Origin of the sequence: Photobacterium sp. GB-210, from assembly GCF_003026075.1 — a bacterium.
In the GTDB taxonomy this organism is placed as follows: Bacteria; Pseudomonadota; Gammaproteobacteria; order Enterobacterales; family Vibrionaceae; genus Photobacterium.
Map to the genome: position 1 here is coordinate 634,948 of NZ_PYNU01000002.1, position 16,923 is coordinate 651,870.

A 16,923-nucleotide genomic window follows, 5' to 3' on the forward strand; every position below is an offset into this window, starting at 1 on the left:
TATCTGGGATGTGTAAATCACACGCTTAGTCGTTGATAGGTTGCTAAGCGATTGTTTTAAAAGTTAAAAATATAATGGTGCTCACTAAAGTAAAAATAATTCTTTTTATTGGAAAAAATGAAATTGCGTTGAAAAATAACCGCGTAAACGATCTTATTTATATAAAAGCCTATTTTCTAGATTTCAGTGACTAAAAAAGCAGGTAGCGAACTACCTGCTTGTAGCACTTTACTTAGACGTTGATTTAGATGTTACAAACTTTCGTCCAACTACCGTCACTTCCTGGTACTGATGATGTCCACCAGTTAGCTTTGTATACAGCACCATCATGGATGATTTCATCGCCGCTACCAGCATGAGTTGGCGTACCTTGCCAATCAGTCTGAGGCCAGTTAGGGTAAGTATTTAGGCCATCTGAATCACAGTTGCCATTATTACCACCCGTATCGCCGCCACCATTATTACCACCACCGGCATTTAAATCACCGATAGGTAGGTTTGGTTGCTCAAACTTAAACGCATACTCATTACCATCTACATTCACTGAGTAGTTAGCAGGGCCTGAGATTGGTAGGTAGTAAATAAAGTCTAGCTCGTAGCTTTCACCCGCTGGTAATGTTTTCCACTTAGGCAGAGTAAAGGCAACACGGTGCATTGTTCCGTCTAAGCCACCAATGTTATCACCACGAGTATGACCAGAAGAGATGACTTTCAGACCACCACCAGATTGATCTTTCGCGTTATCGGGTGCAGATACTGGAATATCAAACTGGAATTCAGTTCCACCCGGTAAATCAGTACCTGTGTTATTGGTAAAGGTTACGGTTGGGTTGATAGGGTAGTTTTGGTCACCAACTTTGAAGCCGCTAACGTTAACTGCAATATCAATTGCTTGAGTTGGGATTGCACCTGTTGCGATTGTATTACCATATGGAGTTGCTGACTTAAACTTATCGTAGATAGCTTTCGTCATAGCATTACCCATGTGGTACTCACCGTTACCAGAAGCACATGCCTTTTCAGTTGCGTCAATAGTGTTAGTACGCTTACCGTTTGCATCGAATAAGTAACAGTTGTAGTCGCCTGCAAGCTCCCAGAACATGATACCACCGATTTCTTTATCAATTACGTAGTCAGCTTTCACGCCAACCGATGCTTTATCCTCTGTAGAGATAAATACGCTCTTCTCTGCATTCCATAGCCATGGTGCAACAGCGACATCATCGTAATTACGGGTATACGAACCAACAAGTTTATCTTGTGGATCATTAACAGGATCTAAGCCATAAGCGGCTGTGTACGAACCGAAGATACCTTGCTCAAGGTTTTTCGCGTGCCACATTGGGTTAGAACCGGCACCCATTTCTTTACCATTTGGATCAAGATCGTGCCACATGTTGTCGATACCGATAGCACCGTAACCACAGTTGTTCTTCTCGCCTTCACCAGTACCAGCCTGACACTCAGACTGGTTAGGTAGTGCTGCACGACCCCATAGACCGTTATCCCCACCTTTAACATCTTGCCAACCACGGGTGTAGTATGGAACACCGATATTGATACGACCAGCAGGCATTGAACCACGGAAGTAGTGGTAAGCCCAGTCAGTATTAAGGTAACCAATACCACCGTATGCTGCAGTGCCGTATACGTTCCACTGTGCTAACTCTGAATCTTTACCTGTATCAAATAGCGCAGCATTATGACCAACGTGGTCGTTCCAAGCACCGTGTAAGTCGTAAGACATGATGTTTACATAATCTAAGTATTTCGTTACATCAAATGTTTCCATACCACGTAGTAGGTAACCAGATGATGGTGCTGCAATCGTTAGCATGTAGTGAATGCCATCTTCTGCTGAAGCAACATCCAGTTTTTCACGAAGTACTTTCATCAGTTCTTGGTAAGAAGCCCATAGGTATGGACGACGCGGTTCCATGAACTCTTTATCGTATGGATTACCTGCACCCGCCATAGACGTTGGGTATTCGTAATCAATATCAAGGCCATCGAACTTGTACTTACGTAACATTTCAACAGCAGATGTGGCGAATTTCTCAATGCCTGCATGGTTAATAGAACCATCAGCATTTGTTGTCATCGTGTAGAATCCACCATCAGCTGCACGACCACCATCTGTGCCGAAGTGGCCGCCTGTTTCAGCCCAGCCACCGATAGAGATTAATGTTTTAACATCGTGTTTCGCTTTTGCTGTTGCAAGTGCACCGAAGTGACCTTTAAAGCCAAGTGCTGGGTCGATTTCAACGCCATCCCATTCCATACCTACAGCGGCATTACTTGGATCTGATGTGTCACCGATATTAACTTTACCGTCTTCACCAATACTAACGAATGCGTAGTTAATGTGAGTTAGTTGTTCCCATGGAATATCGTTAACTAAGTAGCTACTTTGAGGATCATCGCCTGCACGCCAGCTAGTGAAGTAACCAATAACACGACGAGGGTGATCAACCCCCATCATTTCACGGCCATCTTCATCATAGATAGAACAGTAAGGCACATTTACGCCTTCAGTTTGGTATAAACCGTCAGGACGACAACCATTTGATACAACAGCGCCATTAACTGCAACAGAACTTACGGCAGAATCAGAAGTTTTGTTTTGGTCATCAGTTGCACGAGCAAAGATTTTTGCATTGCCAGCTTGAACCGTTGTGTATTCAAGAGCATAAGGGGCTGTAGCTGCGGTGCCAACCAGTGCGCCATTTACGTAGAAATCAACTTTTTCTACCGTGCCATCAGTATCTGCAGCATCAGCAGTAATGGTAATAACTTCACCTAATTCCACACTTGTCGCTGAAACAGCAACAGAAACGGTAGGCGCTTCGTTAACAGGTCCTTCAGGTGCAACATCGACGCTAACACTTGCTTGGCTACTTGCTGCATTTTTATCATCAAAAGCCATAACTGAAAGGCTATGTACGCCTTCTGTTGCGGTCCATGCAAACTCGTATGGAGCTGTTGTTGTTGAACCAACAACTTGTCCGTCGACTAGGAAGTCAACTTTCGCAATAGTACCGTCAGTGTCGGTTGCATTTGCTTTGATGAGAACAGTTTCACCGGTTGTGATAGCCGTTGTTGCTGTTGGTGCTGTAAGGCTTGCTGTAGGTGCTGCATTTTCTACTGGATCAACTGGTGGGTCGATAGGTGGCTCGCCACCAGAACAAAGATCGAGTTGAACCCATTGTGAATACGGACCGTTGTTGTCTTTCGGAGAATTATTCTGTGTCCAGTAATTTGCTTTATAAGCAACACCCGCTTGTTTAACTTGATCGCCGCCAGTATAAACGCTGTCACTTTTCCATTCTGTAAGGTCAGTACAATCAACAGCAGCTTGTGCGTTGAATGCAAATAAGCATGACATAGTTAGAGTACTAAGAGTGAAAATCCCTTTCCTCATCGTTCCATGTTTACCATTATCCATTAGGTATCCTTTTAGTTTCAGTAAAATAAGCAACACTCAGTTTGTCCGTTATTCTTTTGTGAATCTTTTTGAGTGCCGTAAAAAAACTATAATGCTGATAGCTAAATTTGCACGATGCGATGTACTGATCTTCAGACATGCTCTCGGAAAGGTGTAAAAAAAATGTAAATAAACTTGCTGTTATTGAATTAAAAGCAAGTCTTCAACAGTATTTAGGGCTTTTTTGTGGTCGGAGGAGTGCTGGTTAAATGCTTTTTTGGCGCAGTGTTTTTATAATGCAATATGTAGGATAGCCACAAGTTGTAAGCTATCCTATTGATTAGAAAAAGTTTTATAAATTACTTATTTGTTAATAGCAGATTTGAATTGTTCTTGCGTAGCCTTGTCTGCTTTTTTGTACCAGTAATTTAGCATCTTGGTTACGTAGGCTTGATCGACTTTTCCACTTTTTTCAACAGCAATTTGTTGTACTTGAGGTACAGAAACAGAAATAGCAGTGGTTAGAGCTGCTGGTGCGTTACTTAAATTATACTTAGCGATTTCTTGCTGAAAATTTCGTCCAATTTGCACGCCATTTTTGATTAATACATCCTGCTTAATGGCGATATCATTATTTTGTTTGTCTGTAATTACAACATTTGGCTGCTTGTTAAATGCTCTAGCTTCATATTGGCTATGAATTTTAGGTAGATTCAATGTGTAGTGTGCGTCTGTACCATCAAATGTGACGATCACAACTTCAGATTTGAATAGGTGAGTATCGCCGTTTTCACGGTAATTAGTTTCATAGCGAAAAGCGATTTGATTATCACCATCTTTTAATGACAGTGGGCCGTTACCTTGCGCTTTTGTACCATTAACAAGCACAAGATCAGCTGAGTCGGGTAGTGTAAGCGAAACGTTAGCAAAAGAAGAGAAGCTCACACCACAAACGGCTAAGGTTAAAAGTGCTGTACGTAATTTCATGTTAATTCCTTGTATTTGTTGATAGCTAAATGCGCTATTGGTATTTTCTTATTGTATTCTTTTATTAATACCAATGACAAATAATGTCTATTTGTAATTAAGCTTATAAACAGTTAGAAAATAAAAAGCCCAATGAGTTATGCTCATTGGGCTTTCGTTACATTAGGCACTAATTAAAGCTAATTTGATGATTACTTAACGTAACACGCAAATCCTTTTAGGTAGAAACCCTCAGGGTAGGCGCTATCTAATGGATGATCCGCCGCTTGGCTAAAACGCTCAATAAATTGAACATCACGCTTCGCATCAAGAGCGGCATCGGCAATGATTTTTTGGAATAAGCCGTTATCCATTAAACCTGAGCAAGAGTAAGTCAGTAACGTACCACCAGGTTTAAGAATTTGCATTGCTAGCATATTGATATCTTTGTAACCACGGCATGCACCAACAAGCTGAGATTTAGATTCAGCAAACTTTGGTGGATCCATAATCACAACATCAAATAACTCGCCACGATCACGGTACTCACGTAGTAATTTGAATACATCAGCATTTAAGAATTGCGCATTTTCAACAGGAAAGCCGTTGTCTTGTGCATTTTGTAATGCAGTATCAAGCGCGTGCTGAGACACATCAACGTTAACTACTTCTTTAGCGCCACCTTTCAGTGCATAAAGACCGAAACCACCGGTGTAGCAGAAACAGTTAAGTACACGTTTGCCGTTAACGTATTTAACAGAAGCTTCACGGCTGTCACGTTGGTCAAGATAGAAACCTGTTTTATGACCACCAACAATATCAACGTTAATTTTAACGCCGTTTTCTTCAATCATTACAAATTTAGGTGGCTCTTCACCATGAAGAACGCCTGTACGTTGTTTCAAGCCTTCTTTTTTACGCACAGAAACATCAGAACGTTCGTAGATGCTACATTCTGGGTAGCAGTGTTGAAGCGCTTCAATCAGCACATCACGTTGTGCTTCAGCACCAGCACTGAGTAACTGACAAACTAAAAAGTTTTGGTAACGGTCAATCGTAATGCCCGGTAGGCCATCAGATTCTGCTGCAATTAAACGATAACCTGTTAAGCCATCACGCTGAGCTAAAATATCGCGCAAACCTTGTGCTTGGTTTAGACGTTTAATAAAGAAGTTAACGTCGATATTTTCGTTTTTCTCAAAACTCCATACGCGAACGCGAATTTGTGATTGTGGTGAATAAGCGCCTTTTGCTAACCATTCGCCTTTGTTGTCGTAAATATCGACGGTTTCGCCTAAGCCTGGTTTACCTTCAATGCGATCAATACCGCGAGAGAAAACCCAAGGGTGGCGACGACGTAGTGATTTTTCGCGGCCTTTTACCAAATAAATAGAAGCTGTCATGAACATGCCCAGTATGGAATTCGAGTGGGGGCGTATTATCTTTCTCTAGGCATATAAAATCAAATGAAAAAGCCGCTATCTTATCGGATACAAACAAGATAGCGGCATAAAAGAGGATTTAAGCAATGGAACTGGTTATGAGGCTTTTAAACCACTCATTAAGTGTTCAAGGGTTTGTGCTTGCTGGCTCAGTTGTTCAATCTCATTACTAGATTCACTGATCATCTGTGCTATCTGACTGGATTGGGTGCGAACCTGTTCAACGCTGCTTGCGATATTTTCAGCAACAGCACCTTGTTGTTCTGCAGCTGCTGCAATCTCGGAACTACGATCAGATATCCCTTGGTTTCGTTCGTTAATTTGGCCAATTTCGCTATCAACAGAATCCATTAATTGTTCACTGTTAATGGCGTTATCAACGGTATTTTTCATAACAGCAATGAGCTGTTGGCTATTTTGTTGCAGTGATTCAATCATTTGCTGAATTTCAACAGTAGCACTTTGGGTACGCCCAGCAAGGGTACGTACTTCATCTGCAACCACGGCAAACCCACGCCCTTGTTCACCCGCACGTGCCGCTTCAATTGCTGCGTTTAGTGCAAGTAGGTTAGTTTGTTCTGAAATACCATTAATGGTTGTGACAACGTCATCAATTTTTGCCGCATTGCTATCTAACGCAGATACTGCTTGAGCGGCGGAATTAATTTCATTAGAAAGAATCGAAATGGCATTTTTTGTTTCGCTTACTTTTACACGACCATTTTCACTCACCGATTGTGCTTCTTGAGTTTGCAGTGATGTTTCGTGGGCGTGGGTAGCAACTTCACGAATTGAGCTTGCCATTTCTTCAGTCGCACTTGCGAGTGAATCTAAATGGCTTTGTTGAGATTGTGATAAATCACCACTGTTATCACTGCGACGATGTAAATCCACACTTATTTGTTGCATAAGCGCGACAGCTTGTTGCGTTGCGAGTACTAACTGTTGTTCACGTTCTGCGACTTTATCTATTGTGATAGCAATCAGGCTAAATTCATCTCGAACAGGAAAGAAATTTAATCGGTGGGTGAGATCCCCATCGGCTAAACTTTGTAGCGCTTTTTGCATATTAAACATCGCACCGCCAATGAAGGTCATGATGTAGTACACAGAAGCAAGAATAATAACCAATAAAATGCCAGTGACTATAAACTGAGTTGTTGATAAATAATCAAATAATCCAGTCTGTGTGACAGCTTGTAAACTATAATTTTGACCATTCACTAATACAGAATCTGATGATGAATTTGTCACTTTTATTGCGCTATTTTGCAGTAAAATGGCAGCATCAGTAGAAGAAATATTTTGTTGTTGGAGGATGTTAGCGGTCAGCTTTAGTTGTTGCTGTGTTATTTCTAAGCGTTGTTGAGAGGCGGCATCAACTAAAATAGCACTAACAAAGATAATAGCGGCAAACGGAAGAAGAAAAAGTAAGTAAAATTTTTCTGTAATTTTTAAATGTATAAGGTATTTATCGATCCATCGAAAAGCGACTTCTTTCATACTTACATCCTAATGAGCATAGATAAGTGGTTGCGAGATAACATTGATGGTGTAACTACATATACATCGACAAAATTACTTAGAACTTGAGGTGATGAATGTCACAGTTATGTATAAGAGCGAATATTACAGGCCGTGTGCAAGGGGTGGGTTTTCGTTTTCACACTGCTCATGAAGGGTTGAAATACAGTTTAAAAGGCTATGCGAAAAACCTACCTGATGGCAGTGTGGAAATTTTAGCTTGTGGTGAAAAAGAAAATATAGATGCGTTATTACTTTGGTTAGGGAGCGGGGTAAAGCTCGCTGATGTTAAGTCAATAACAACGGAAGAGTTGGAATGGCGGCATGTTGATGGATTTACGATTAAGTAGACATTGTTGTCAATAACAGAGGGTCACAAAATAGCAAGTCAATGCGTATCCTGTGACCACAGAGGGTTAGTAACAGTAGTGAATTAAATGCATTTTACTGGTTTCGGTAACCCGGCTAATTTTGTTGCTTGTTTTGCTGGTCCTTTAGGGAATAGGCGATAAAGATAACGAGAATTTCCTTTTTCTTCGCCGTATTTTTTCGCCATTGCTTTAACCAACATACGGACAGCCGGTGATGTATTAAATTCTAAATAAAATTCGCGTACAAAATGGATCACTTCCCAGTGCGCAGCAGAAAGATCAATCCCTTCTTCTTCTGCAAGTAAAGGGACAAGTTCTTCACACCAGTCACTAACATTTTTCAGATAGCCTTGTGCATCTGTTTCGATTTCTTTTTTATTAAATTCAAGCATGGTGAGCCTCGGTATTCATTACGGCTCAAAGCATAGTTAGTGTGGTACGGCGCTGCAAGTAAAACTGTTCACTATGTTCATGTATTTGACTATTTCTGATATAAAAATGCCCGCAAGATAGCGGGCATTTAGTATTAAGAATAGCGGTTGCTATTAGTTATTATCGCTGTTGATAACACCAAGAATTTGCAACAAGCTTAGGAACAGGTTGTAGATAGAAACGTACAACGTTACTGTCGCTGAAATGTAGTTTGTTTCACCACCACGAACAATTGACTGTGTAGTCAATAGAATTGCAGCTGATGAGAACAGAACAAACATACCGCTAATAGCAAGTGACAGCATTGGCATCTTCAAGAAGATATTAGCAACCACTGCAACAAGAATTGCGATAAAGCCTGCCATTAACATACCGTTTAAGAACGATAGGTCACGTTTAGTTGTTAGTGCGTAAGCTGAACAGCCAAGGAAAGTTACTGCTGTACCACCTAGGGCAGTCATTACAACATCGCCCATACCCGCGCCAACATACATGTTTAGAATTGGACCTAAGGTATAACCCATAAATCCAGTCAGTGCGAAGACGAAAACTAAGCCTAAGCTGCTATCTCGGTTACGTTCGGTTAAGAAAATTAAACCATAGAAACCTACAAGTAATACAATCCAGTGTACAGGCGGTACATTCATTGCCATCGCTACACCTGCAATACCTGCAGAAAATAACAAAGTTAACGAAAGTAGGAAGTAGGTGTTACGTAGAACCTTGTTGGTAGATAGTAAGCCTTCGTAACCGCCGTCACGATTAACTATACGATCGTTCATAAAAATCCCCTTAGGGTAGTTATATTGAGACTATTAATTTATATATGAGGCTAAATTACCATAAAAGCAAGTTTAACTAAGCACTCAACATTAAAATATTTGTACTGAAGCACGTTATCATCACTTAGCTCGTATATTACTTAACCGCGGCGATGAAAATCAGACAAATGTGTAAGTAAATGTTTCAAAGTAACTATGGTTAGCGCTACTAATCACTTGTTTTCTTTGAAACATTTAAATTATACGGCTTAATGTAATATTTGGCTTAAGAACAATTGGGTACGATCAGATTTTGGATTATCAAAGAAATCATGAGGATTATTTTCTTCAATGATTTCCCCTTGATCCATGAATATAACCCGATCAGCAACTTGTCGTGCAAACCCCATTTCGTGAGTCACACAAAGCATCGTCATGCCTTCATTTGCCAATTCAACCATAACATCAAGCACTTCTCTAACCATTTCAGGATCGAGTGCTGATGTAGGCTCATCAAAAAGCATAACTTGCGGATTCATACAAAGTGAACGGGCGATGGCAACACGTTGTTGCTGACCACCAGAAAGTTGTCCTGGGAATTTATTCGCCTGATCGGTAATTTGTACCCGCTCAAGGTACTTCATCGCTAACGCTTCTGCTTCTTTCTTTGGCATTTTCTTTACCCAAATAGGAGCAAGAGTACAATTTTCTAATACCGTTAGGTGAGGGAAGAGGTTGAAGTGCTGGAAACACATGCCGACTTCTTTACGTACTAATTCGATATTTTTCAAATCATCAGTTAGCTCTGTACCGCCAACAATAATTTGTCCTTTTTGGTGTTCTTCTAAGCTGTTAATACATCTGATCATGGTTGATTTACCTGATCCTGAAGGACCACAAATCACGATCTTCTCGCCTTTCTTCACTTGTAAGTTAATATTTTTCAGAACATGGAATTGACCATACCACTTATTCACATCAGTTAGCTGGATCATAAGATCAGAGCTGGTGTTATCCGTGTTAGGTTTTGAAGTACTACTCGTCATAATGCTGTCCTTGCTAACGTTTGTGCCCAGTGTGTAATTTGTTTTCTAAATAAATACTGTAACGTGACATCCCAAAACAGAAAATCCAGAAGACTAAAGCAACGAAGACATAGCTTTCAGTTGCAAAGCCTAACCATTCAGGATCGCTGGTGGCTGCTTGCCCTATACCTAATACATCAAACATACCGATAATGAGGACTAAGCTGGTATCTTTAAACAAGCCGATAAACGTATTTACGATAGAGGGAATGGTAATCTTTAACGCTTGAGGTAAAACGATAAGGTACATCTTCTTCCAATACGTTAAACCTAATGCATCCGCTGCTTCATATTGCCCTTTAGGGATTGCTTGTAAGCCTCCACGAATAACCTCTGCCATATAAGCGGCACTAAACATCACCACACCAATAAGTGCGCGGAATAATTTATTGGTTTCCATTTCGGCGGAAAGGAAAAGAGGGAGCATTACCGATGCCATAAAGAGTACGGTGATCAGTGGAACACCTCGCCATAACTCAATATAAACCGTACAAATACTACGAATTATAGGCATTTCTGAACGTCGCCCTAAGGCGAGTACGACGCCGATGGGTAAAGAAACCACAATACCAACAATCGCAATTACTAAGGTAATTAATAGGCCGCCCCATAAGTGCGTTTCAACAATCGGTAAACCAAATACGCCACCATAAAGCAGGAAGCCGGCAATGAATGGATAAATGTTGACGAAAAATAGCCATATCCATCCACGATAAGGTGTTTTTTCGTAAGCTAATAGTCCAATGAACAGGGCTAATGTTGCGTAAAAAAGTTTAGGTCGCCACAGCTCTTCTGTTGGATAAAAGCCAAACATAAACTGATCAAAACGGACGTTAATAAATGTCCAGCATGCACCACTACTGGTACATGCATCACGACTATCACCTGTCCAGTCAGCATTAATAAATGCCCATTCAACGATGTACCAAATGCCTAAAATAGCAAAATAGCCTAAGAGAAATGTCGCGATACTATTGGTCAAAGAGGAAAATAAGTTGGTACGTAACCAGCCTATAATCCCGACGGTATTAGCTGGTGGCGGTAGATCGGGTTGAAATTGATGTTTATTCATAGTGATTACCTCTCTACCAACGCGACTTTCTTGTTATAGATATTCATCACCAAAGAGGTGAATAGGCTTAATGTGAGATAGACAGCCATAGTCATTGCTATGATTTCAATAGCTTGACCTGTTTGGTTTAAGGTTGTTCCTGCAAAGACAGAAATAAGATCGGGATAGCCAATGGCCATCGCAAGCGATGAGTTTTTGGTTAAATTTAAATATTGGCTGGTGAGCGGCGGAATAATAATACGCAGTGCTTGCGGTACAACGACAAGGCGTAAGGTTTTATTTCTCGATAACCCTAATGCTTCAGCAGCTTCGGTTTGACCATGACTAACAGCATTGATACCTGAACGAACAATTTCAGCAATAAATGAAGCGGTATAGATGCTTAGTGCCAGTAAAAGGGCTGCAAGTTCAGGAAGGATGGTTATTCCACCTTTAAAGTTAAAACCTTTAAGTTCTGGATATTCCAAATCAATGGGCATACCTGTGACAAAAAAGGCGATTAACGGCAAGCCTAAAACTAATCCTGTTACGGTTAATAGTACGGGAAGTTGTTGACCTGTTTGTTGTTGTTTTTTCTTAGCATATTGATAAAAGAACAAAGAAATAACAACAGCAATGGCTAAACACCATCCAACAATTTCAGAGCCCGAGCCATAGATAGGGCTAGGAATAGATAGTCCGCGAATATTTAAAAATATAGCTTCGCCTAAGCTGATACTTTGTCGAGGAGAGGGAAGTGCCTGGAGTACTGCAAAGTACCAAAAAAAGATTTGCAGTAATAAAGGAATATTACGAAAGACTTCAATATAAACAGCAGCTAAACGGCTGATTAACCAATTTGAAGAGAGTCGAGCAATGCCCATGATAAAGCCAATAATTGTGGCAAGGATAATACCTAATCCTGCAACTAACGCAGTATTTAGTAATCCAATAACAAAGGTTCGCCCATAAGTGTAAGTTTCATCGTAATCAATCAGTGTTAAGCCAATACCAAATCCTGCTTCTTGGTTAAGAAAGTCAAATCCTGTCGAGATACCTCGTGATTCTAAATTGGTAAGGGCATTATTTACGATGGAGTAAAAAAAGAACACTAGCCCAATAACAGCAATAAGTTGAAAAATAACCGCTCTGAAAGTTGGGTTATAAAAAATGTTCTGTTTGGACTTTGGATTCGATACATCCGATGTATGTGGTGTAGGAGCCATACAACAACCTCAGTTCCTATTGAGATGTAAAAGTAGGGACCCGTTGCCGAATCCCTATATAGTGCTACGTTGTACTATGTTTCTTTCAATAAATATCTATGCGTGTGATTAACGAATTGGTGGTGCGTATTGGATACCACCGTTCGTCCAAAGCGCGTTTAAACCACGTTTAATTTTAAGTGGTGAGCCTTCACCGACAGTACGCTCAAAGCTCTCACCGTAGTTACCTACTTGTTTGATAATCTGGTAGCCCCAATCATCTTTAAGTCCTAAGCCTTTACCTTTTGGTCCATCTAAGCCAATAAGACGACGGATATTTGGATCTTTTGATTCTTTCGCTAATTTATCAATGTTAGCAGAAGTTACATTGAATTCTTCAGCATTGATCATAGTGAAGAGCGTCCAGCGAACGACGTTGAACCATTGGTCATCACCTTGACGGACTACAGGGCCTAAAGGCTCTTTAGAAATAATTTCTGGTAGTACAACAGCTGAATTAGGATCTTTTAAGTTTAAACGCAGAGCATATAGACCAGATTGATCCGTTGTTAATACGTCACAACGACCAGAATCAAAGCCTTTAGATGTTTGAGGTGCTGTATCAAATACAACTGGCTTATAAGTCATACCATTAACACGGAAGTAATCAGCAAGGTTTAGCTCCGTAGTCGTTCCTGATTGGACACAAACTGCCGCACCATCTAATTCTTTAGCGCTTTTTATGCCCATGTCTTTTTTAACCATAAAGCCTTGACCGTCGTAATAGTTAATACCGGTAAAGTTGAGGCCTAAAGAGGTATCACGGTGGAGTGTCCATGTAGTATTTCGCGATAAAACATCAATTTCACCAGACTGTAGTGCAGTGAAACGCTCTTTTGCTGTCAGTGGGATGTATTTAACTTTCGATTTATCGCCAATAGTTGCTGCCGCAATAGCTTGACAGAATTCTACATCAAGGCCTTCCCATTGACCTTTTGCATTAGGGTTTGAAAAGCCAGGTAGACCAGCACTTACGCCACATTGGACATAACCTTGTTTCATCACTTTGTCTAACGTAGTTTCAGCATTGGCGTTTGCAGCAAAAAGGGCAGTTGAAGAGGCTAACGCCGCAAATACCACTGATAATTTATTAGCCATTTGTACCTTCCTTTGTTGGTCTTGATGTGAAATTAAAAATAGATCGTTAATAATTTTAACAACATGTTAACAGTTGTTAATTATAGGAAGAGAAAATAAAAGGTCTAGTGAACGAAAAGATATAGATCACGAAAAGCTAACAAGATGAAAATTAGAATAAAATAATAATCATTACCATATGTGACTAATTATTCATGCTGGGTGCTTTGAATAGTGTGAGGTTAGGGATTGAAAATAATGAGTATATTGGCGTGATTATTGCGCTGTGGCCTTATTTAAACGGGTGTTTTAAGTTGGTGAACGCAGAGGTTAAGTTGTATCTTGATATCTTCAAAGATGTTCAATTTGCATAATTATGATTTTTTATGCGGTTTGGTGGGAGTTCTGCTTTGTAGTTAAATTGTTTGGTATTTTGTCGTAGATTAAACTTAAATATCATATTTAGTCGATATGTTAAGTATTTAAGTCTGATTTTTTTCTATTATTCGAATTAGTGTTTTGAATTTTTTCGAGTTGGGGAATATTGTCTTATAAAGAAAGACTCAATAAAAATTGAGTCTTTCTTACTTATATTTTAGTTCGTTATGCGTTTGTCGCTTTTGCTGCCAGTGCGACTGAATCTACTTTTTTAGTCACAAAAGAAAGCACAACCGCGACACCAAGCATGATAGAACACACGGTATATGCCAGTGTGTAAGTACCTGTAGTATCAACAGCGAACGCCGCTACGACAGGGCCAATGAAACCACTCACACCCCAAGCGGTATAAAGTACACCATAGTTTGCACCATAGTTTTTCAAACCATAGAAATCAGCAATGATTGATGGGAATACTGCAAGCAGTGTTCCGTAACCAATACCTGCAACGGCTGCACCAATAATTAACGTAAAATCAGACTTAAACGTTGCGAACATTACCATGTTGATTGCTTGCATAATAAAGGCAATCATGAGGGTTTTAATGCCACCGATCTTGTCAGATAGGATACCTGCAACTACACGGCCACCAGAGTTGAATATTGCTAAAATTACAACTAAATATGCAGCATCTGCGATATTTGCTTGTGTTGCTGCAATAGAGGTGATGTTACCAATGATCATCAAACCTGATGCAGAAGCAAATGCATACATTACCCAAAGAGAGTAAAACTGTGGTGTTTTTAGCATTGCACGCCAGTTTAGATCTGCTGCATTACCTGATTTATTATTTACATCGTAGCCAGAAGGGACTTCTGGTGTATAGCCTGCTGGTGGATTGTTAATGGTACAAGCAAGAGGCACTGCAATAATAAGTACAGCAATACCTAATACTAAGAAACTTGTATTTATTCCAACTTCTTTAATCAGGAAAGATGTTAGCGGGGCTAAGTATACAGCAGCTAAACCAAAGCCTGCTGCAATTAAGCCATTAACAAGACCTTTCTTCGAAGGGTGGAACCATTTCATTGCAGATGGGCTAAGACACGCGTAGCCAAAACCGATACCACTACCTGTTAAGATACCGAATGTTACGATCAGTAACGTAGGCGTGGTAGCAAAGCTTGAAATGATCATACCTAGACCAACCATCACTGTGCCTAGGATGAGTACTCGACGTGGACCCATACGGTCTTGCAGAATACCTGCCACCAATAATGATAATGAGAAGGTAATAATGGCAACCGTATAAGGTAGCGAAGCGTCGGCATTTGACCAGCCTAAATCAACAACAAGTGCTTTTTTGAAAACACTCCATGCGTAAAGAATACCCATACACAAATTAATGCAGAATCCAGCAAGTAAGATCTGCATTGCTCTATCAAATTTTTTCATACTTTTCTCAATTAAGGCGATGTCAGCAGATCACTTTGCCAACAAAGATAATGTTATATCTAAATGGGTTTTTTAAAGTGCGCGAATCTTATCAAGATTATTTAAATTTAAAATTGGCTAGAAATTGTTTGTTACAAATGAGCTGAAAGTATGAAAGTTAGAGTGTAACTGAATTTGAATAGCGTTTTAATTGAGAGGTGAATGTAATGGGGGTGTTATTTATTTGTGGCGTTATTGAGTATTTCAAAAGGAATAACAAAAGGGGAAAGAGTGCATCTCTTTCCCCTTTATGAACTATGAAGTGTGATTACTATTAGTGACCAAGGAAACTTATATAGCCCTGTAGTACAAGTAGGTTAGTAATATCAATAAAGAAAGCACCAACAATAGGTACAACCATAAATGCCTGTGGTGATGGCCCATTTCGAGATACAAGTGCCCCCATGTTCATTACAGCTGTTGGTGTTGCACCCATACCAAAGCCACAGTGGCCGCCAGCAATAATTGCGGCATCGTAATTTTTACCCATTACGCGGAAAGTTACGAAGTAAGCAAATAGCGCGAGCACGATGGTCTGTACGATAAGAATCGCCAACATAGGTAATGCGAGATCCATTAATTCCCATAAATGCAGGCTCATCAAGGCCATTGCAAGGAATAGGGATAACGAGATAGTACCTAAAGCATCAACGGTTTCCTTATTGATTTTGTAGCACTTAGTGCCTTCACAAAAGTTAGTAATGAAGACACCAATGAAAAGTGCGTAAACAAATTCAGGAATCCGAAGTGCGCTAATACCAAAGCTATCAACAAACTCTTTAGCATGTGATGCACCAGCAACACAGACAAGAAGAATAAATAACACTTCAATTGTATTCTTTGAGGTAATACGATCTTCTTCTTTGTCGCTGTATGTTACAAGATCAGGGTGATCAATATGGTGATTACCACTTTCACCAAAATCTGATTTTAGGTTGTATTTATTAATAAGACGCTGTGCGACAGGTCCGCCAATAATACCACCCATGACTAACCCAAATGTTGCACATGCCATCGATAATTCAAGCGTATTTAAGCCATAGTCAGTCGAGAAGGTTTGTGCCCAAGCGGCGCCTGTACCATGACCGCCTGATAATGTAATCGAGCCAACAACAAGACCCAGTAATGGATCTAGACCAAGTAGCTTACTTAAGCCAACGCCAACAGCATTTTGAATAACAATAAATACCGTTGCTAAGGCTAGGAATAAGAAGACACGTGATCCACCTTTCGCTAAGAGTTTATAGCTAGCAGCAAGGCCAACTGTTGCGAAGAACATTTCCATTAATGCATTTTTCATACTTAGCTTGAAGCTAATATCAAACCCTTGGAAATGAAAAATTGTTATAATAACAGCAACAACCAAGCCACCAACAATCGGCTCTGGAATGTTATACTTTCTTAAAATCGCAACTTTACTATTAATAAAGTAACCTAGAAAAAGCACGATTATTGCTATGAGCAATGATTCGAGCTCATTAATTTGAATAGTTGTGTTCATCGATAATCTTCTATTGTACTTCTTTGACGCTAATTTTAACGTTTAAAAGGTATTCTTACCATATTGCTATTCAAATTATAATGTAGTAGTCAATTAAGCTTTAAGTGGTGATATTGTATAAAATATCGAATATACCTACTTTAAAAAGTAAA

General features: G+C 39.9%; 13 protein-coding genes. 1 reads left to right on the top strand and 12 read right to left on the bottom strand.

The genetic code is table 11. From position 1 onward, the window contains the following. Positions 1–244: 244 nt before the first annotated feature. The 4 genes from C9J38_RS06455 to C9J38_RS06470 form a co-directional block, all read right to left on the bottom strand. A complete protein-coding gene (locus tag C9J38_RS06455; RefSeq protein ID WP_107206362.1) occupies positions 245–3,445 on the bottom strand; it encodes a glycosyl hydrolase family 18 protein in 3,201 nt (1,066 codons plus the stop codon). 342 nt (positions 3,446–3,787) lie between these two features. Continuing rightward, positions 3,788–4,411: a DUF2057 domain-containing protein gene (locus C9J38_RS06460; RefSeq protein ID WP_107206363.1), complete on the bottom strand. Its 624-nt coding sequence runs from the start codon at positions 4,409–4,411 to the stop codon at positions 3,788–3,790. A gap of 191 nt (positions 4,412–4,602) precedes the next feature. After that, positions 4,603–5,793, bottom strand: coding sequence for a class I SAM-dependent methyltransferase (locus C9J38_RS06465; protein WP_107206476.1), 1,191 nt, complete (start codon positions 5,791–5,793; stop codon positions 4,603–4,605). 135 nt (positions 5,794–5,928) lie between these two features. Next, the gene (locus C9J38_RS06470) at positions 5,929–7,335 is read right to left on the bottom strand and encodes a methyl-accepting chemotaxis protein (RefSeq protein WP_107206364.1); all 1,407 of its coding nucleotides are present in this window, start codon (positions 7,333–7,335) and stop codon (positions 5,929–5,931) included. A gap of 98 nt (positions 7,336–7,433) precedes the next feature. Between C9J38_RS06470 and yccX the strand changes: the two genes are divergently transcribed. Beyond that, entirely contained in the window at positions 7,434–7,706 is a 273-nt protein-coding gene (gene yccX / locus C9J38_RS06475; RefSeq protein ID WP_107206365.1) for an acylphosphatase, read from the top strand. Positions 7,707–7,789: 83 nt separating this feature from the next. Here the strand turns inward: yccX and tusE are convergent, their stop codons facing one another. The 8 genes from tusE to gltS all read right to left on the bottom strand — a co-directional run bounded on the left by tusE (position 7,790) and on the right by gltS (position 16,771). Further along, entirely contained in the window at positions 7,790–8,119 is a 330-nt protein-coding gene (tusE, locus tag C9J38_RS06480; protein ID WP_005368340.1) for a sulfurtransferase TusE, read from the bottom strand. A gap of 153 nt (positions 8,120–8,272) precedes the next feature. Beyond that, the gene (locus C9J38_RS06485; protein ID WP_005368338.1) at positions 8,273–8,941 is read right to left on the bottom strand and encodes a Bax inhibitor-1/YccA family protein; all 669 of its coding nucleotides are present in this window, start codon (positions 8,939–8,941) and stop codon (positions 8,273–8,275) included. Positions 8,942–9,189: 248 nt separating this feature from the next. After that, positions 9,190–9,966 carry an amino acid ABC transporter ATP-binding protein gene (locus tag C9J38_RS06490; protein WP_369917481.1) on the bottom strand — a complete coding sequence of 259 codons (777 nt, stop codon included), beginning with the start codon at positions 9,964–9,966 and terminating at the stop codon, positions 9,190–9,192. A gap of 13 nt (positions 9,967–9,979) precedes the next feature. Continuing rightward, on the bottom strand, positions 9,980–11,077 hold the full coding sequence (locus C9J38_RS06495; protein WP_107206366.1) for an amino acid ABC transporter permease: 1,098 nt from the start codon (positions 11,075–11,077) through the stop codon (positions 9,980–9,982). 5 nt (positions 11,078–11,082) lie between these two features. Continuing rightward, the gene (locus C9J38_RS06500) at positions 11,083–12,282 is read right to left on the bottom strand and encodes an amino acid ABC transporter permease (protein WP_107206367.1); all 1,200 of its coding nucleotides are present in this window, start codon (positions 12,280–12,282) and stop codon (positions 11,083–11,085) included. Positions 12,283–12,390: 108 nt separating this feature from the next. Further along, positions 12,391–13,419 (bottom strand): amino acid ABC transporter substrate-binding protein, encoded by a 1,029-nt coding sequence (locus C9J38_RS06505; protein ID WP_107206368.1) that lies wholly within the window; start codon positions 13,417–13,419, stop codon positions 12,391–12,393. 582 nt (positions 13,420–14,001) lie between these two features. Further along, positions 14,002–15,231, bottom strand: coding sequence for an OFA family MFS transporter (locus C9J38_RS06510; protein WP_107206369.1), 1,230 nt, complete (start codon positions 15,229–15,231; stop codon positions 14,002–14,004). A gap of 313 nt (positions 15,232–15,544) precedes the next feature. After that, positions 15,545–16,771 carry a sodium/glutamate symporter gene (gltS, locus tag C9J38_RS06515; protein WP_107206370.1) on the bottom strand — a complete coding sequence of 409 codons (1,227 nt, stop codon included), beginning with the start codon at positions 16,769–16,771 and terminating at the stop codon, positions 15,545–15,547. Positions 16,772–16,923: the final 152 nt, after the last annotated feature.